Annotated in this window: 15 protein-coding genes and 1 tRNA gene; 11 read left to right on the top strand and 5 right to left on the bottom strand. The window is 70.5% G+C overall.

The features are described from left to right. The 6 genes from NP777_RS18680 (at window position 1) to NP777_RS18655 (ending at window position 5,879) form a co-directional block, all read left to right on the top strand. Complete coding sequence (locus NP777_RS18680; RefSeq protein ID WP_256651281.1) at window positions 1-978, top strand: aldo/keto reductase; 978 nt, start codon at window positions 1-3, stop codon at window positions 976-978. An 89-nt stretch (window positions 979-1,067) separates the two neighbouring features. Beyond that, the gene (locus tag NP777_RS18675; protein WP_256651280.1) at window positions 1,068-2,348 is read left to right on the top strand and encodes an ABC transporter substrate-binding protein; all 1,281 of its coding nucleotides are present in this window, start codon (window positions 1,068-1,070) and stop codon (window positions 2,346-2,348) included. Between the two features lie 2 nt (window positions 2,349-2,350). Continuing rightward, window positions 2,351-3,295, top strand: a complete 945-nt coding sequence (locus NP777_RS18670) for a carbohydrate ABC transporter permease (protein ID WP_256651325.1) — start codon at window positions 2,351-2,353, stop codon at window positions 3,293-3,295. Window positions 3,296-3,307: 12 nt separating this feature from the next. Beyond that, entirely contained in the window at window positions 3,308-4,213 is a 906-nt protein-coding gene (locus NP777_RS18665) for a carbohydrate ABC transporter permease (protein WP_256651279.1), read from the top strand. Next, window positions 4,210-4,830, top strand: a complete 621-nt coding sequence (locus NP777_RS18660) for a DUF624 domain-containing protein (RefSeq protein ID WP_256651278.1) — start codon at window positions 4,210-4,212, stop codon at window positions 4,828-4,830. Before NP777_RS18665 ends, NP777_RS18660 begins: the two co-directional genes overlap by 4 nt. A gap of 5 nt (window positions 4,831-4,835) precedes the next feature. Next, entirely contained in the window at window positions 4,836-5,879 is a 1,044-nt protein-coding gene (locus NP777_RS18655; RefSeq protein ID WP_256651277.1) for a hypothetical protein, read from the top strand. Window positions 5,880-5,892: 13 nt separating this feature from the next. Here NP777_RS18655 and NP777_RS18650 read toward each other — a convergent pair whose 3' ends face one another. Together NP777_RS18650 and NP777_RS18645 are read right to left on the bottom strand one after the other, a co-directional pair. Then, window positions 5,893-6,588 (bottom strand): GntR family transcriptional regulator, encoded by a 696-nt coding sequence (locus tag NP777_RS18650; protein WP_256651276.1) that lies wholly within the window; start codon window positions 6,586-6,588, stop codon window positions 5,893-5,895. A 215-nt stretch (window positions 6,589-6,803) separates the two neighbouring features. After that, window positions 6,804-6,888 (bottom strand) — tRNA-Leu (locus NP777_RS18645). 244 nt (window positions 6,889-7,132) lie between these two features. On the opposite strand from NP777_RS18645, the gene NP777_RS18640 reads away from it, so the two are divergent. Both NP777_RS18640 and NP777_RS18635 read left to right on the top strand, forming a co-directional pair. Next, entirely contained in the window at window positions 7,133-8,470 is a 1,338-nt protein-coding gene (locus NP777_RS18640) for a M20/M25/M40 family metallo-hydrolase (RefSeq protein WP_256651275.1), read from the top strand. Between the two features lie 383 nt (window positions 8,471-8,853). Further along, window positions 8,854-9,783, top strand: coding sequence for a chaplin (locus NP777_RS18635; protein WP_256651274.1), 930 nt, complete (start codon window positions 8,854-8,856; stop codon window positions 9,781-9,783). A 180-nt stretch (window positions 9,784-9,963) separates the two neighbouring features. Here the strand turns inward: NP777_RS18635 and NP777_RS18630 are convergent, their stop codons facing one another. After that, window positions 9,964-10,152: a DUF5703 family protein gene (locus NP777_RS18630; protein WP_014059547.1), complete on the bottom strand. Its 189-nt coding sequence runs from the start codon at window positions 10,150-10,152 to the stop codon at window positions 9,964-9,966. Between the two features lie 47 nt (window positions 10,153-10,199). Between NP777_RS18630 and NP777_RS18625 the strand changes: the two genes are divergently transcribed. Continuing rightward, window positions 10,200-10,889, top strand: coding sequence for a hypothetical protein (locus tag NP777_RS18625; RefSeq protein ID WP_256651273.1), 690 nt, complete (start codon window positions 10,200-10,202; stop codon window positions 10,887-10,889). Between the two features lie 302 nt (window positions 10,890-11,191). Here the strand turns inward: NP777_RS18625 and NP777_RS18620 are convergent, their stop codons facing one another. Then, complete coding sequence (locus NP777_RS18620; RefSeq protein ID WP_256651272.1) at window positions 11,192-13,852, bottom strand: helix-hairpin-helix domain-containing protein; 2,661 nt, start codon at window positions 13,850-13,852, stop codon at window positions 11,192-11,194. Next, entirely contained in the window at window positions 13,849-14,829 is a 981-nt protein-coding gene (locus tag NP777_RS18615; RefSeq protein WP_256651271.1) for an aldo/keto reductase, read from the bottom strand. The genes NP777_RS18620 and NP777_RS18615 overlap by 4 nt, the downstream gene beginning before the upstream one ends. 127 nt (window positions 14,830-14,956) lie before the next feature. Between NP777_RS18615 and NP777_RS18610 the strand changes: the two genes are divergently transcribed. Further along, complete coding sequence (locus NP777_RS18610; protein ID WP_256651270.1) at window positions 14,957-16,006, top strand: LLM class F420-dependent oxidoreductase; 1,050 nt, start codon at window positions 14,957-14,959, stop codon at window positions 16,004-16,006. A gap of 241 nt (window positions 16,007-16,247) precedes the next feature. Next, window positions 16,248-17,054: a ferritin-like domain-containing protein gene (locus tag NP777_RS18605; protein ID WP_256651269.1), complete on the top strand. Its 807-nt coding sequence runs from the start codon at window positions 16,248-16,250 to the stop codon at window positions 17,052-17,054. The last annotated feature ends 20 nt before the right edge of the window (window positions 17,055-17,074 follow it).

Below are 17,074 nucleotides of genomic sequence, written 5' to 3'. Positions count from 1 at the left end.
ATGAAGTACCTCAAGGTCGGCACCAGCGGGCTCGAAGTCTCCGCTGTCACTCTCGGCTGCATGAGCTACGGCGACCCCGACCGGGGCGCGCACGGCTGGAGCCTGCCCGAGGAGCCCAGCCGCGAGTTCATCAAGCGAGCTCTCGAACTGGGGATCACCACCTTCGACACCGCCAACATCTACTCCCTCGGGCACAGCGAGGAAATCCTCGGCCGCTGCATCCGCGACTTCACGCGCCGCGAGGAAGTCGTCGTCGCCACCAAGGTGCACGGTGTGATGCGGCCCGGCCCGAACGGCGGCGGGCTCTCCCGCCGGCACATCATGGAGCAGATCGACGCCAGCCTGCGCCGGCTGCGGACGGACTACGTCGACCTCTACCAGATCCACCGGTGGGACGACACCGTCCCGATCGAGGAGACGATGGAGGCGCTGCACGACGTCGTCAAGGCAGGTAAGGCCCGCTACATCGGCGCTTCGTCGATGCACGCCTGGCAGTTCGCCAAGGCCCAGTACACCGCCCGTCTCGGCGGTTGGACGACCTTCGTCTCCATGCAGAGCCAGTACAACCTGCTGACCCGGGAAGACGAGCGCGAACTGCATCCGTTCTGCCTGGACCAGGGCGTGGGCCTACTGCCCTGGAGTCCGCTGGCCCGCGGCAAGCTCACGCGTGCCTGGGACGAGAGCAGCGACCGGATCAGGACCGACCCGCTGGGCAAGACGCTGTACCAGCAGGCCGAGGTCGAGGACCGCAAGATCGGCGACCAGGTCACGGCGATCGCCGGAGACCGCGGTGTCACCCGGGCCCAGGTCGCCCTCGCCTGGTTGCTGCACCGCCCGGTCGTCACCTCGCCGATCGTCGGTGCCACCAAGCCCCATCACCTCGACGACGCCGTGGCCGCGGTCGACCTCACGCTCGGCGCGGACGAGATGAGCGCGCTCGAGGCGCACTACGTCCCGCACCGGATGGAAGGTTTCTGACCTTCCTCCCTCGTGCCCACCTTTCCATGAAGAAAGGCCAGCCCGTGCACCATTCGCACAGAGTGCCCTCCCGGCGTTCCTTCCTCGGCATGGGCCTCTCCACAGCCGGAGCCGCCGCACTCTCCCTGGCCGGCTGCGACGCCTCCGGAAGCCCGCGGTCCAGCTCGGTCACCCCCCAGGGCAGCGTCCCGCTGAGGATGTCGGCCTATGGCTCGGCTGCCCGGCAGCAGAAACTCCAGCAAGTCTTCAAGCTGTACACCAAGAAGAACGGCGGCGAGATCGACCTGGAACTGCTCTCCAACGAGTCCTACTCGCAGAAGCTGTCCACCCAGGTCGCCGGCGGCAACGCGGCTGACATCCAGGCGCTGTTCCAGAACATCGTCGCGCAGTTCGCGACGAAGAACACCCTTGCCCCGCTCGACCGCTACGCCCCGAAGACGCTGGACCTGTCGCACTTCGAGGAGCGGTCCGTCTCCGGAGGAGTCATCGGGGGCGAGCGCGTGGCCCTGCCGCTCGGCGACAACGCCTACGGCGTGATCTGGGACAAGGCCGCGCTGGCCGATCTCGGGATGTCAGTCCCCGAGCCCGGCCACACCTGGGACGAGTTCATCACCTTCGCCAACAAGGTGCGGGAGAAGTCCGGAGGACGCCTCTACGGCAGCATCGACGACAGCACCGACATCAACGGCTTCCAGGTCTTCGTCCGCCAGCGCGGCAAGGAGCTCTACCGGAACGGCAAGCTCGGCTTCTCCCGGACCGACCTGGAGGACTGGTACGAAATCTGGGCGGGGCTGCGCAAGAGCGGCGCCGCCCCGCCCGGCGACCTCACCGTGCAGACGGCGGTCGGCGGCTTCGGCAACTCGCTGCTGGTCACGGGCAAGGCTCCGAACTTCTTCATCTACCCGAACGTCCTGAGCGCCTTCCAGTACATGACGAAGAACCAGCTCGGCGTCAGCACCATGCCGATGCCCAGCGCATCGAAGTCCGGGCACTCCGTGCGGGCCTCCAACTGGGTCGCGGTCAACGCCCGCTCCAGCCATCCGGCGGACGCGGCCTCACTGATCGACTTCATGCTCAACGACGAGGAGGCCGCAGGCATCCTGCAGGCCGAATTCGCCGCCCCGCCCAATCTTCAGCTGCGCAAGGCCCTCGACTTCAGCGAGACCGACCGCCTCTTCATCGACTACGTGAACCTCGTCTCCCAGGAGTTCGCCCAGCCGGTGCCCTCCCTCGCCAGCGAGTTCCCCAGCGGCTCCTCCCAGGTCATGACCGCTTTCGTGACCATCGGCCAGAGCGTCGCCACGAATTACCAATCCATCTCTTCGGGAGCTGACAGCTTCTTCTCGCAAGCCGAAGGGTTCCTCTCGTGACCATGCTCTCCGGGCTCCCCAGCCGGACCTCGACCACCGAGGGAACACCGAAGGCCACCAGCCGCCGGCGCCCCCAGGGCAAGTGGGCTCTGCTGTTTCTCAGCCCCTGGATCGTGGGACTGCTGGTCTTCACAGCCGGCCCTCTCATCGCCTCCCTGTACCTGTCGTTCACCGACTACGACCTGCTCAGCTCACCTCAGTGGATCGGCTCAGGCAACTACACGAGGATGCTCACCGGAGATCCGGTGTGGCGGCAGTCCGTGGTGGTCACCGCCGTCTACGTCGCGGTCGCGGTCCCCCTGCAACTCGCCTTCGCACTGCTGCTGGCCACCGTCCTCAACCGCGGCATCAAGGGCATGACCATCTGGCGGGCGCTGTACTACCTGCCCAGCCTGTTCGGTTCCAGCATCGCCATCGCCATCCTGTGGCGGCAGATCTTCGGAGCCGAGGGACTGCTCAACAACGTTCTCGGCATGATCGGCATCGAATCCACCACCAGCTGGATCGGCGATCCGCACTGGTCGCTGGGGACTCTGATCCTGCTGCGGGTCTGGGAGTTCGGCTCCCCGATGATCATCTTTCTGGCCGGGCTCCGGCAGATCCCCGCGGAACTGTACGAGTCCGCCTCCCTCGACGGGGCCGGCGCGGTGCGGAGATTCTTCTCCATCACGTTGCCGATGCTGACCCCCATCGTCTTCTTCAACCTGATCCTCCAGGTGATCAACGCCTTTCAGGTCTTCGGCTCGGCCTTCATCATCGGCGGCGGCCACGGCGGACCGGGCAATTCCATGCTCGTCTACACCCTGTACCTCTACCAGGCCGCTTTCAACGACTTCCAGATGGGCTATGCCGCCGCCATGGCCTGGTTCCTGCTCGTCGTCATCGGAGCAGTGACAGCGGTCAATTTCTGGCTCAGCCGGTACTGGGTTCACTACTCCGATGAATAGTGAGAACGCACAATGACAACCACCACTCAGCCCGCCGGTACGAGTACGCGTCCGTCCGCGACGGTGCCCCGAGCGGCCGCCCCCGGCCGACGGGCCGCCCGAGCACTGCTCTACATCGTCCTCGTCATCGGCGTGGTCGCGATGCTCTACCCCCTGGTCTGGCTGCTCTCGGCGTCCCTGAAGCCGGCCGACGAAATCTTCGGATCGGCCGGTCTGCTCCCGGACACCTGGAACGTCGCCAACTACGAAAACGGCTGGATCAGCGCCGACGGCAGCACTTTCGGGCGCCCGCTGCTGAACTCGATCCTCGTGAGCCTCGGCGCCGTCACCGGGAACATCCTCGCCTGCTCCCTGGCCGCGTTCGCCTTCGCGAGACTGGAATTCCCGTTCAAGCGCACGGCCTTCGCCCTGATGATGGTCACCGTGATGCTGCCCGCACAGGTGACGATCATCCCTCAGTACATTCTGTTCAACAATCTCGGCTGGGTGGACACCTATCTCCCGTTGGTGCTGCCGAAGTTCTTCGCCGTCGACGCCTTCTTCATCTTTCTGATGGTGCAGTTCATCCGCGGCATCCCTCGCGACCTGGACGATGCCGCCGCGCTCGACGGATGCAGTCCGGGCGGTATCTACCTCAAGGTGATCCTGCCGCTGCTGAGGCCGGCCCTGGTCACCACGGCGATCTTCACCTTCCTGTGGACGTACAACGACTTCTTCTCCCAGCTGATCTACATCTCGAAAGCCCAGCTGTACACGGTTCCGCTCGCACTGCGGCAGTTCATCGACGGCACCGGCCAGTCGGACTACGGCCCCATGTTCGCGATGAGCGTGCTGTCGCTTCTGCCCACCCTGGTCCTGTTCCTGATCTTCCAGCGGCTGATCGTGGACGGCATCTCCACCTCTGGGATGAAGGGATGAACCAACCGTCCCATCGCGCCCTATGGGCCGGACCCGCGTACGCGGGGCTCGACACCGTCTGCCGGTATCTGCTCCTCAGCCTGCTGTGGACGATCGGCACCGCGCTGGTGATCACCGCCCCGGCGGCCGCCACCGCCCTGGTGGCGACGGTCCACGGATGGGCCCGAGGCGACCAGAGCCCCGTCTGCCCGACCTTCCTCTCCCACCTGCGGCGGTCGGCCCGTACGAGCACCGCCGCGCTGGCGGCCCTCGCGCCGGTCGCCGCGCTGCTGGTACTGAACAGCGCGGTCGTACCGCACATGGGACAGCAGCGGCCGTACGCCACGGTCGCGCTGACGGCCGTCGCCGTCCCCTTCCTGGTGTTCGCCACGAACTTGATCCCGGCCCTCGCGGGCGCCCCGCGCGGGGTCCGGGACGCCTACCGCGAAACGGTCGACAGCATCGTCCGGCACCCAGGGGCCGCGGGCCTCACCACCGGCACCGCCCTCCTTGCCGTCTGCTGTATCTACATCCAGCCGGTCGGCGCCCTGCTCATCGCCGCCCCCGCCGCACGCCTGGTCATCACGGCCCACGGTCACCGTTCCACCTGGTCCGCCACAACCTCGCAAGGAGAATGATCCGCATGACCTCGATCGAGATCTGGGGAACCGACTTCGCCGTCGACGGTCAGCTCGCCAACCAGGGCCGCACCCTCGATGGCATCCCGCTCGACGGACTGCTGCTGAACAGCCGCATGATCAACGGAGCGTTCGACGACGCCAACCCCGACACCGTCCACCAGTGGGCATACCCCGACACCGGAATCTGGGACGCACAGCGCAACACCCGTGAGTTCCTCGCCGCCATGCCGCAGTGGAAGGCGGACGGCCTCGATGCCTTCACCATCGGCGTACAGGGCGGCAGCCCGCAGGGCTACAGCACCGAACAGCCTTGGGACAATGCCGGGTTCACGGCGGAGGGGGCTCTGCTGGAGGGTTACCGCGAGCGCCTGGCCAAGATCATCGAGGAGGCCGACCGGCTCGGACTCGTCGTCATCCTGGACATCTTCTACCACGGCCAGGACCATCGGCTGCGCGACGAACCGGCCCTCAAGCGGGCCGTCGCCGAGGTGTGCACGTGGGTGCTTCGATCAGGCTGGCGCCACGTACTGATCGAGATCGCCAACGAGGTGAACTGGCACAGCCACTACACGCACGGCCTGATCAAGGCCGACCGCGTCCACGAGCTCATCGCGCACGCCAAGTCGGTCACCCACGAAGGCCGCAGGCTGCTGGTGAGCACCAGCTTCCTCGCCCACCCGCCCATCATCACCGAACAGGTCCTCGCCGAAGCGGACTTCGTCCTCATCCATGGGAACGGCACCCCCGGCCCGGAACGACTGGCCGAGATGGTCGAGGAGATCAGGGCCACGCCCGGCTACACCCCGAAGCCGATCATGTTCAACGAGGACGACCACTTCGACTTCGACAAGCCGCGCAACCACATGAAGACGGCCCTGTCCGCCGGCGCCTCCTGGGGCTACTTCGACCCGGGCTCCGTCACCACCAACCCGCCCCAGCCGACAATCGGCGACTACCACAACGGCTACCAGGCCGTTCCCGTCGACTGGACGGCCGGCACCGAGACGAAACGTGCCTTCTTCACGACACTGCGCCGAGCGCGCTGACCCCGTCCCGTTCCTACCGCCGGTCCGCCGGCGTCTCACCCGGTTCGGCCGCGAGCGCGTCGCCGACGTAACGGCGGGTGAAGTCATGCATGTGCTCGGTGAGCGTCTTCCGGACGGCGTCCACGTCACCGGCGCGGATGGCCGCGACGATCGGCAGGTGTGCCTCATAGCGCATCCTGCCGACCGCGCGTTCCGGCCCGGCGGCAATGATCATCATGCGAATCTGGCTGTTCAGCTGCAGCCACGAGCGGCTGAGCGTGCCGCTGCCGGTCAGCTCGCACATCAAGGCGTGGAACCCGAGATCGGCCTCGATGCGCTCGCCGAACCCGAGATCAGGCTCGCGCAGATCCTCGACCTTCCGCTCCAGCAGGTCCGCAAACTCCGCACGCCGGTCGCTGCCGGCCAGTTTGGTCGCCGCCAGGATCTCGAGCGCCGTCCGCACCTCGAAGACCTCGGCGATCTCCTGTGCGCTGAGTTTCCTGACCCACATGCGGCCTTTGCCGTCATTGACCAGCAGACCCTCGCCCTCCAGGGAGCGCAGAGCCTCCCGCAGAGTCCCCCGGCTGACCCCGAGCTTGTCGCTGAGCGAGACCTCACGAACGTGCTCACCCGGCTGCAGCGTTCCCGAGATGATCTGACCACGCAGATAGGCAATGGTCCGCTCGCGCAGACTGCGGCGATCGAAGGGGCCTGCTTCACTCACACTCATGCGCACGAGGCTACCGGCAGGTCCACACCCGGCACCGCGGATCCTGATCGCTCCCAGGGCGCGCTCCCGTGGCTGCGCGAAAGCCCCTTCAGCCTGTCCCCGCCGACCACGAAGCCCCTCTCTGCCGGGCTTTCGGTCCCACGCTCACCTACAACATGAAAAAGCGGGTCGTGACCGTTGAGTCACAACCCGCGTCATCCGTGTACGTAAGAACGTGTCCGAGGGGGGACTTGAACCCCCACGCCCGATAAAGGGCACTAGCACCTCAAGCTAGCGCGTCTGCCATTCCGCCACCCGGACCAGGTGTCTGCCGGTCGGCCCCGTGGCCGTTCCGACATGGAAAACCATAGCAAACATCGGGGCGTGCTCGATCACGGCAGGTGGTCCCCGAGGGGTGGCCGGGTGGGTGGGCTGTGTGACGGGGGCATGACGGCGGTATTGCCGCCTTGGGCTGGGCGGGCGAGCGGAGGAGTATGGGCGGGTGACCCCTGCCGCGGGGTCCGTGGCAGGGCGTTCCGCGGCAGCGCAACGACGAGGAGGCATCGTGAGTGAGTCGCTTTCGGGCGCGACGACGACCGGGACGGTCAAGGGTGAGGACGAGGTGGTCGACCTCTGCCGTGACCTGATCCGGATCGACACCAGTAACTATGGCGACCACTCCGGCCCCGGTGAGCGCGCGGCCGCCGAGTACGTCGCCGAGAAGCTGGCCGAGGTGGGGCTCGAGCCCAAGATCTTCGAGTCGCACAAGGGCAGGGCGTCGACGGTGGCGCGGATCGAGGGGGAGGATCCGTCCCGTCCCGCGCTGCTCATCCACGGCCACACCGACGTCGTACCGGCCAATGCCGAGGACTGGACCCACCACCCCTTCTCCGGCGAGATCGTGGACGACTGCGTCTGGGGCCGGGGCGCGGTGGACATGAAGGACATGGACGCGATGACGCTCGCGGTCGTCCGGGAGCGGCTGCGCAGCGGCCGCAAGCCTCCGCGCGACATCGTGCTGGCCTTCCTCGCCGATGAGGAGGCGGGCGGGGTCTACGGGGCCAAGCACCTGGTCAACAACCACCCCGAGCTGTTCGAGGGCGTGACGGAGGCGATCGGCGAGGTCGGTGGCTTCTCCTTCACCGTCAACGAGCAGCTGCGGCTCTATCTGATCGAGACCGCGCAGAAGGGCATGCACTGGATGCGGCTCACGGTGGACGGCACCGCGGGTCATGGCTCGATGACCAACAACGACAACGCCATCACCGAGCTGGCCGAGGCGGTCGGGCGGCTCGGGCGGCACAAGTTCCCGGTGCGGGTCACCAAGACCGTACGGTCCTTCCTGGACGAGCTGTCCGACGCGCTCGGCACCCCGCTCGACCCCGAGAACATGGACGAGACCCTCGCCAAGCTGGGCGGCATCGCGAAGATCATCGGGGCCACGCTGCAGAACACCGCCGCCCCCACCATGCTCGGCGCCGGCTACAAGGTGAACGTCATTCCGGGGCAGGCCACGGCGCATGTGGACGGGCGCTTCCTGCCCGGGTTCGAGGACGAGTTCCTGGCCGACCTCGACCGCATCCTCGGCCCGCGGGTCAAGCGGGAGGACGTGCACGCGGACAAGGCGCTGGAGACCACCTTCGACGGGGCGCTGGTGGACGCCATGCAGTCGGCGCTGAAGGCCGAGGACCCGATCGCCCGCGCCGTGCCGTACTGCCTCTCGGGCGGTACGGACGCGAAGTCCTTCGACGACCTCGGCATCCGCTGCTTCGGCTTCGCGCCGCTGCGGCTGCCCCCGGAGCTGGACTTCGCCGGGATGTTCCACGGGGTCGACGAGCGGGTGCCGGTGGACGGGCTGAAGTTCGGTGTGCGGGTGCTGGACCGGTTCCTGGACGCCTGCTGAGCCTGCTGGGCCCACTGGTGCCGGGCCTGCTCAGGGGCGTGCCGGGCTCGCTGAGGGGCTTACACGTTCGGCCTAATCGATCACACATACCGAAGGAACCAAAAAGGGTGAATGGTGTCGTAGCTTGATAGCTTGATTGCTCCCTCCTCGTTACATGGTGTGTGCGGCTCGTAACCGGGCCGCGATGCCGACAAGGGGGTGGTGCTGTGCCCCGCCTTCGGCAACTACCGCATCGATCACGTGACATCGAGTCACGGTCCACCGGGGTGTGATCCCGGGCGGTTCCGGAGTGTGCGCGCTCCGGGCCGTCCGGGGATGGGGGTGCGGGCGAGATCGCCCGCGCGCACTCCGTCCGGGACGGAAGGCTAGGGGAGCAGAAAGTTATGCGACAGGTTGCGAAAAAGGGCCTGATCACCGTAGCCGCGGCCAGCGGCGTTCTTGCCGTGACCGGCGGCTATGCCCACGCGGCGGGGTCGGGCGCCGACGGTGGTGCCGCGTACTCGCCGGGCATCGTCTCGGGCAACAACATCCAGGCCCCGGTGCATGTGCCGGTAAACCTGTGCGGAAACACGGTGAGCGTCGTCGGTGTCCTCAACGGCGCGGGCGGGGGGCAGTGCGGCGACCGGGCCGATGGCGGCTCGGGCGGCTCGTCCGGCGGTGGCGGCTCGCAGTCCGGCGGCTCGCATGCGCAGGGCAGCAGCAGTGGCTCGTCGGGCATCGGCTCCGGCAACAACATCCAGGCCCCGATCGGCGTCCCGGTCAATGTGTGCGGGAACAACGTCAGCGCGGTCGGGTACGGGAACAGCAGTGACGGCGGCGACTGCGGGGAGACGGTGCCGGCGGTGCCGGAGACCCCGGGGGAGCCGGGTGAGCCTGGCAACCCGGGGAACCCTGGCAACCCGGGCAACCCCGGAAACCCTGGCAACCCCGGGAACCCTGGCAATCCGGGGAACCCCGGGAATCCGGGGAACCCGGGGAACCCTGGCAACCCCGGAAACCCGGGTCAGCCTGGTAACCCCGGGAACCCTGGCAACCCGAGCAACCCCGGCAACCCCGGCAACCCCGGCAACCCGAGCAACCCGGGGGGTTCGAACCACGGTGGTGGTGGTTCGGGGCAGCACGGAAACTCCCCGCAGGGCCACCAGACCGAGCACACGGGAACCCACGGTCTCGACCCGTCCGCGAACCTCGGCAGCAAGGAGCAGCTCGCGCACACCGGCGCGGGCCCCGTCGAGCTGGCCATTCCGGCCGCCGCGGGCATGCTGCTGGCGGGCACGGTGCTCTACCGCCGGGCCCGCGCCGCACAGCGCTGATCACACCTCGCGCTGATGGGTGCCGACAGATGCCGGGCGGTGGTCCCATCGCGTCACACACCGTGCACGGCACCTCACACGCCACACATCACACACCGGATCTCATGCGCCGGGTGACCATGGCGTCACTCTGGGCGGGCCCCGCGTCAAGCGGGGCCCGCTCGGTCATGTCCCGGCCCGCTACCAGGTGGCCCGGAGCTGGCGGATGATCCGGCGCCGCAATCGCACTCTGCGGCTGCCGTCGGGGTTGAGTCTCAAGCGATCCAACTCCCAGTGTCCGTACTCGGCATGGTCGGTGAGCAGGCGGGTAGTGGCCTTGCGGGAAACGCCGCGCGGCACATACACATCACAGAATTCGTATTCCGGCATCGCATCTATTGTGCGGGAACTGCCCTGCTACGGATAGCGTCTGCACTATGTCTGATGCTGCGCAGCCATCCGCTGCCGAGGTACGTGCCGCCGCCGAAGCGGTGAAAGCCGCACTGGATCGTCACCTCGACGCCGTCGAACGTCGGTCGGGGGAAGGCGATCCGGCCGTCTACGCCGCGTTCAACGAACTGGCCGCGGCAGCCGAGGTCTACGACGAGCTGCTCTACGACGCCTACGACGAGGTGACGCCCTTCGAGATCCCTGGTGACGACCGCCTGCCCGCCTACGCCGGGCCGGAGGAGCCGAGCGCGCTGAGCGTGCTGATCCGCAGGGACTACGTCGTCGCCGAACCGCAGCGACTGCTCTCGCAGGCGCAGCGGATCGCCGACCTGGATCCGGACATCGACACGGGGAACGACAAGCAGGGCGGCGGGGCGGCCGCCGGGGAGAGCGTGCACACCGCCCTGGGGGTGGTCTTCGGCGAGTTCGAGCCGGACGAGATCGCCTCTCGGCACAAGGAGTTCGGCCTGGAGGAGGGCGACTCCACGCTCTGGGTGGTGGCGGCCGAGGAGCCCCCGGAGCCGGGGGAGTGGCTCTCCGCCCCCTTCGACCAGGCGGATCCGCATATGGTCGTGTGCCGCTTCGACATGAGTTCGGTCTTCGACGAGGAGCTCGACGACGAGGAACTCGAGGACGAGGACGAGGACGACCTGGAGGTCCTGGAGCCGGGCAGCTGAGGCCGGGGGTCCGGGGCCGTCGCTCGGCCCTGGGCCGCTTGTCCTCTCGTCCTCCTCGGATCGCTCGGGCCCGAGCGATCCGAGGCCCGAGCGATCCGAGAACAGACGGTGGCTCCGGGCCGCCTGGTCCCGGTTCGCTGGGCGCCGCCTGGTCCCGGATCGCTGGGTTGCGGGCCGCTCGGTCCTCGATCACCCGGCTCCGTACCCCGGTCCCGGACCGTTCGGCCGTGGGGCCGGGCGATCCGGGACCGGGGTGTGCCGGGGGTTTGGCCGCGGGGTGGGGCCCGGTACGGGTCCGTCGGTCAGCCGGTAGGCGCGGCCGGGACCTGGGCCTGGAGTAGGGCGCGTAGGCGGGTGGTGCGGTCCTTGAAGGGGATTTCCGCCACCGCTCGCGGCAGCGCCGCGTCCGCGCCGTGGACCACCGACAGATGGCGCTCACCGCGGCTGAAGGCCGTGTAGACCCAGGCGCGGGTCAGGCCCGCCGTGGCGTCGCCCGGCAGCACCACCACGGCCGCGGGCCACCGCGCTCCCGCCGCCTGGTGCGCGGTGAGGGCCCAGCCGTGCCGCACCAGCTCGCCGACCTCCTCGCGCGGCACCACGACCGGTGTGCCCGCGCAGTCCAGACGCAGCCCCTCGGCGTCCGCCGAGACCACGGTGCCCGGCACCGTACGGCCCGGGGCCGGGGTGTACGCCACGCGGTCGCCCGGGTCGAAGCCGCCGAACCGGCCGGGGCCGGGGTTGAGGCGGTCCTTCAGGGCCGCGTTGAGCGTGCGGGTGCCGGCCGCGCCGCCGTGGCCCGGGGTGATCACCTGGGTCTGCTCCGGCGGGACGCCGATCGCACGGGGCACCGAGTCGGCGACGAGCTGCACGGTGCGGTGCACCGCCTCGCCCGCGTCCCGCACGGGCACGATCACGACCTCCTTGCCGGGCGCCTCCACCTGGTTGAGCTCGCCGATCCCGATCCCCGAGACCAGCTCGCCGATGGGGCCCGGGTCGGGGGTGCGGGAGACGACCTGCGGGCAGCGGCGGGCCGCCACCAGATCCGCGAAGACCCGGCCGGGACCGGCCGACCACAGGACCCCGGGATCCCCGCTCAGCACCAGACGGGCGCCGTCCGGCAGCGATTCGACGAGCATCGCGGCCGTTTCCACATCGAGCTGCGGGGCGTCCAGGACGACGAGCAGATCGAGCGCCGGCGCGCCCTCCTCGTCGCGTCCGGGGCCCTCGGTGCCGGCCAGCAGCCCGGCGACGGTGACGGCCGCAGCGGCGGCCTCCCGGGCCTCGTCCGGGCCCGCGCCCGTTCCCGCGTCCGGGGCCTCGCCCAGTGCGGCGGCCAGCCGCCGCCCGCCGTCCTCGGTGTGCGCCGCCGCGTAGGCCCGCAGGCCCATCGCGCGGGCGGCGGCGACCAGCGCCACCGGTTCGGCGCGTGCCGCCTCGCCACCGCTGTGGGTGACCAGACCGTGGGCCGCGACGGTACGGATGAGCTCCGCGGCGGAGGCGGACGGCGCGGCCGCGGCCGCTGCCTCCCAATCGGCATCGCCCGCCGTCGCCTCGCCGTCCTGAGCGGGGGCGAAGGTGCTCGCCAGCCGGGCGAGACCGTCGGCCAGGCTCTCCTCCGCCAGGGCGTAGCGGTCCAGCCCGAGCAGCACTCGCACCGGCTGCTCGGCGTCCTCGTCCTCGGCCGCCCGGGGGCGCGCCCCCGCCGGGGCGTCGAGCGCGTCCTGGAAGACCAGCACCGCGCCCTCCGCGATCGCGGTGCGCAGCGCCTCGTCCGGGTCCGGCACGGACGCCTTGGCGAGCGCCTCGCGCAGCGCGGACGACTCCAGCGCGGTGTGCCCCTCGAGGGCGGCGCGCTCCAGCAGCCAGCCGGTGAGCGCCAGCGCACGGCGCTCGTCGCCGGGCTCGCAGTCCGGGCCGAGGAGGGAGCGGGCGAAGCCGTCCGCCTGGTCGGGGCGTACGCCGGGCACGGCCAGCAACTGCCAGGGGTCCTCGCGCAGCGCCTCGGCGGCGTGCTCCCCGAGCGTTTCGGCGACCTTCCCGGCCAGGGCCTCGGGGGCCCCGCCCGCCGCGAGCACCTCCCGGACGTCGCCACTGCCGGGGAACTCGCCCCCCGGCCCACGCGCCGGCCGGGCCGACGCCGCACGCACGGGAGCGGGCGCGGAGGCGGGAGCCGCCGCGCGGGCCCGCTCACGGGGGGCCGCGGGGGCGGTGGGCGCCGCCGGACGCGCGGCCGGGGCGTCGTTGAAGAACGACGCCGCCGACCGCTCACCGCTCTCGACGGCCCGCACAGCGGCAGCCAACGCCTCGGCCGCCGCCGACCGCCGTCCCCTGCCACCGCCGCCGGATGCGTCCTGCCCGCCGGATGTGGAAGCGCCGTCTCCCGCGCCCGCGTCACCGCTCCCCCCGGCGCCGCCCTGGCCCGCCCCTGGGCCGGATGCCCGCTGCCCGGCCGGGGCCCGCTCTCGGCCGGCGCCCTCGACGTGGGGGCTCGGCACGGCGTCGCCGGACTCGCCCCGCCCGGCGGGGGCCGGAGCGCCTGCTCCCGCTCCATCGCTCGCCCGGTCCGGACCCGGCGCTTCCGCGTCCCCGGAGCCCTGGCCCGCCCCTGGGCCGGATGCGCCCTGCCCGGCGGAGGGAGCCCGCTGACCCGTTCCGGGCCCGTCCACCTCGTCCGCCGGGGGTTCGCCGTCGGCGCCCTGGGCGCCGTGGGCGCTCGCTCCGGAGGCGGGAGCCCCCGCCTCGTCGGCCCCACCCCGTCCGGCGGACCCGGCGGACCCGGCGGACCCGGCGGACCCGACGGACCCGGCGGACCCGACGGACCCGGCGGACCCGACGGACCCGACGGACCCGGCGGACTCCGCGGATCCGGCGGCCGCGGCGTCCCCGGGGTTCGCCGGCTCCGCCGGCGGGTCGGCCTCCTCGGGCGCGGGTGTGGCGTCGCCGGCGAGGCGGTCGGTACTCACAGCGTGCTCCAGTCCTGATCGGGATAGCGGTGCACGGGCGCCGACACATCGTCGAGCGCCTGGCAGATCTCGTCCGGAAGACTAAGGGTCTCCGCCGACAACGCCGCCCTCAGCTGCTGGGCGTTGCGTGCGCCGACGATCGGGGCGGTGACGCCCGGGCGGTCGCGGACCCAGGCCAGGGCCACGTTGAGCGCGGTGGTAGCCAGGCCGTCGGCGGCTATGGCGACCGCCTCGACGATCCGGCCCGCCTCCTCGTCCAGATACGGCTCGACGAACGCCGCGAGCTCGGAGGCGCCGCGCGAGTCGGCGGGCGTCGTATGGCGGTACTTGCCGGTGAGCACACCGCGGCCGAGCGGCGAGGACGGCAGCAGCCCGACGCCCAGGTCGAGCGCGGCGGGCAGCACCTCGCGCTCCACACCTCGCTGGAGCAGCGAATACTCCATCTGCGTGCTGGCCAGCCGGGTGTGCGCGCCCGAGGAGGCCAGCTGCCAGGTGGCGGCCTTCGCGAGCTGCCAGCCGCTGAAGTTGGACACCCCCACATAGCGGGCCCGCCCGCTGCTCACCGCGATGTCGAGCGCCTGAAGGGTCTCCTCGAGCGGGGTGAACGGGTCGAAGGCGTGCACCTGCCACAGGTCGACATAGTCCGTGCCCAGCCGCTCGAGCGAGGCGTCCAGCGCGGCCAGCAGATGGCCGCGCGAGGCGTCGAAGCGGCGGTCGGGGTCGGGCACGCTGCCCGCCTTGGTCGCGATCTGGAGATCGCGCCGGGGCAGTAACCCCTCCAGGAGTTGCCCCAGGAGGTATTCGGCGCCGCCGTCCGCGTACACATCCGCGGTGTCGACAAGTGTCCCGCCCGCCTCCCAGAACGCCTTGAGCTGATCCGCGGCGTCGTGTTCGTCAGTGTCCCGCCCCCAAGTGAGCGTGCCGAGCCCGAGCCGGGAGACGCGCAGGCCCGTGCTGCCGAGGTGCCTTAGCTCCATGAACGTCGAGATTACTGGGCGCAAAGCGCCACGTGACAGCCTGTGGATAACCCACCCCTGACGTATCGGGGCCATGCGCGCTAGAGTCCCCGGAACAGCGACGTTACTGATCAGTAAGGGGTGCGGTATGAGGCTCGGCATCAACCTCGGCTACTGGGGCGCCGGAATGGACGCGGACAACCTCGCGGTCGCCCGCGAGGCCGACAAACTCGGCTATTCCGTCTGCTGGGCGGCCGAAGCCTACGGTTCGGACGCCGCCACCGTGCTCGCGTGGGTCGCCGCGCAGACCGAGCGCATCGACGTCGGCTCCGCCATCTTCCAGATCCCGGCCCGCACCCCCGCCATGACGGCGATGACCGCCGCCACCCTGGACACCCTCTCCGGCGGCCGCTTCCGCCTCGGCCTCGGCGTCTCGGGGCCCCAGGTGTCGGAGGGCTGGTACGGGGTGCGGTTCGACAAGCCGCTCGCCCGCACCCGCGAGTACGTGGAGATCATCCGCAAGGCGATGTCGCGCGAGCGGCTGACCCACGAGGGCCAGAACTGGACCCTGCCGCTGCCCGACGGCCCCGGCAAGCCCCTCAAGCTCACCGTGCACCCGGTGCGGGAGTACATCCCGCTGTACATCGCGGCCATCGGCCCGAAGAACCTGGAGCAGACCGGCGAGATCGCCGACGGCGCCCTGGTCCTGTTCTACGATCCCGAGCACGCCGAGGAGACCACCCTCAGCCCGCTGCGCGCGGGCCGCGAGAAGGCGGGCAAGGACCTCGAGGGCTTCGACGTGGTGCCCACCGTCCCCATGGCCCTCGGCGACGACGTCCGCGCCCTGGCCGACCAGTTCCGTCCGTACACCGCGCTCTACGTGGGCGGCATGGGCAGCGCCAAGCAGAACTTCTACAACAAGCTGGCGCAGCGCATGGGGTACGAGAAGGAGGCCGCCGAGATCCAGGAGAAGTACCTCTCCGGGGACAAGGAGGGCGCCGCCGCGGCCGTCCCCCACGAGCTGATCGACTCCACCGCGCTGCTCGGCCCCGTCGAGCGCATCGCCGACCGCATGCAGGCGTACGCGGCGGCCGGGGTCACCACCCTCTCGCTCACGCCCGCGGGCTTCACGCTGGAGGAGCGGCTCGCCGGGCTGCGGGCGGGTGTCGAGGCCCTGGAGCGGGCCGGAGTGGCGTAGGCGCCGAGCTGGACGCGGCGCCGGGAAAGTTCTGCGGCCGTGGTGGGGGCTCGGGGGTCTTCCCCGCCACGGCCGTCATCCAGCACAACGCCTCCGCCGCCCAGGGGTTACGCGGACGCGGCGTACGGAGGGGTCCCCCGTTCGGCCGAGCCGGATGCCCCAGCTGTTGCCGCCGCCCCCACCGGGCCGTTGACTTTTTAAGCGCACGGCGGCGCATGATCAGCGCACGGAGGTGGCGGCGATGCTCTCGGCGAAAAGCGTGTTCCAGGAGATCCTCGGCGACGACGAGTCGTTCCGGCTCTTCTGCTCCGTCGCGGCCAGCGGGGAGGCCCAGGGAGGCTGGGAGAACGGCCGGATCGCCGCCCTCGTGCCCGAGAGCCGCCGCGACCTCGCCCCCAAGATCGCCCGCCATGGCGCCGACGAGGACAAACACGGCCGGATCTTCAACGCCCTGCTCCGCAAGCGCGGTCTGGAGCCCATGGAGGTGCCGCGCGAGACCGACTACACGATGCTCCTGGAGGCGCGCGGCATCGGCCTCGCCCATGACAAGCTGCGCCGCGACGAGCCGCTCACCGAGCACGACATCGTGATCTACCTCGCCCACAGCCGGGTCACCGAACAGCGCGCCGCCGCCCAGATGACGATGTTGCGCGGGTACTTCGGCCACCACCCCGACCTCGGCCGCGCGGTGCGCATGATCGCCGACGACGAGGACAACCACCTCGCCTACTGCCATGAGGAGCTGCTGCGCCTGGCCGCCGACGGATACGGCCGGACCATCCAGCGGACCCTGCGGGAGAGCGCGCTCGTCGAGATGGAGGTCTACCGGGACGTCAGCCTGGCCGTGATGGCCCACATGGGGCGCCTCCTCGGCTGGCCCAAGCCGAAGTCCGCGCTGCTCGCGGCCGGGATCCACGCCCTGCACACGTACGAGCGGCTGGGCGGCTGGCGGCGCATGGTGTCACTGCGGATGCCCGAGCGGCGGAACGCGCTGGGCGGCCCCGCGAAGAGCGCTTCCGGGGCGCCGGAGACGCCCGAGCTCGTCTGACGGACCGGCCGCTTCCTCTG

The organism is Streptomyces rugosispiralis (genome assembly GCF_024505145.1).
Classification (GTDB): Bacteria; Actinomycetota; Actinomycetes; order Streptomycetales; family Streptomycetaceae; genus Streptomyces; species Streptomyces rugosispiralis.
The sequence above is the reverse complement of the archived record's forward strand: the minus strand, read 5'-3'. Positions and strand labels throughout refer to the sequence as shown.

Excerpts from the sequence above, each read along its gene's own strand:
- NP777_RS18670 (WP_256651325.1), top strand. The coding sequence starts at position 2,351 with ATGCTCTCCGGGCTCCCCAGCCGGACCTCGACCACCGAGGGAACACCG.
- NP777_RS18610 (WP_256651270.1), top strand. The coding sequence starts at position 14,957 with ATGAGGCTCGGCATCAACCTCGGCTACTGGGGCGCCGGAATGGACGCG.
- NP777_RS18630 (WP_014059547.1), bottom strand. The coding sequence starts at position 10,152 with ATGCCGGAATACGAATTCTGTGATGTGTATGTGCCGCGCGGCGTTTCC.
- NP777_RS18680 (WP_256651281.1), top strand. The coding sequence starts at position 1 with ATGAAGTACCTCAAGGTCGGCACCAGCGGGCTCGAAGTCTCCGCTGTC.
- NP777_RS18660 (WP_256651278.1), top strand. The coding sequence starts at position 4,210 with ATGAACCAACCGTCCCATCGCGCCCTATGGGCCGGACCCGCGTACGCG.
- NP777_RS18615 (WP_256651271.1), bottom strand. The coding sequence starts at position 14,829 with ATGGAGCTAAGGCACCTCGGCAGCACGGGCCTGCGCGTCTCCCGGCTC.
- NP777_RS18650 (WP_256651276.1), bottom strand. The coding sequence starts at position 6,588 with ATGAGTGTGAGTGAAGCAGGCCCCTTCGATCGCCGCAGTCTGCGCGAG.
- NP777_RS18675 (WP_256651280.1), top strand. The coding sequence starts at position 1,068 with ATGGGCCTCTCCACAGCCGGAGCCGCCGCACTCTCCCTGGCCGGCTGC.
- NP777_RS18625 (WP_256651273.1), top strand. The coding sequence starts at position 10,200 with ATGTCTGATGCTGCGCAGCCATCCGCTGCCGAGGTACGTGCCGCCGCC.
- NP777_RS18635 (WP_256651274.1), top strand. The coding sequence starts at position 8,854 with ATGCGACAGGTTGCGAAAAAGGGCCTGATCACCGTAGCCGCGGCCAGC.
- NP777_RS18665 (WP_256651279.1), top strand. The coding sequence starts at position 3,308 with ATGACAACCACCACTCAGCCCGCCGGTACGAGTACGCGTCCGTCCGCG.
- NP777_RS18655 (WP_256651277.1), top strand. The coding sequence starts at position 4,836 with ATGACCTCGATCGAGATCTGGGGAACCGACTTCGCCGTCGACGGTCAG.
- NP777_RS18605 (WP_256651269.1), top strand. The coding sequence starts at position 16,248 with ATGCTCTCGGCGAAAAGCGTGTTCCAGGAGATCCTCGGCGACGACGAG.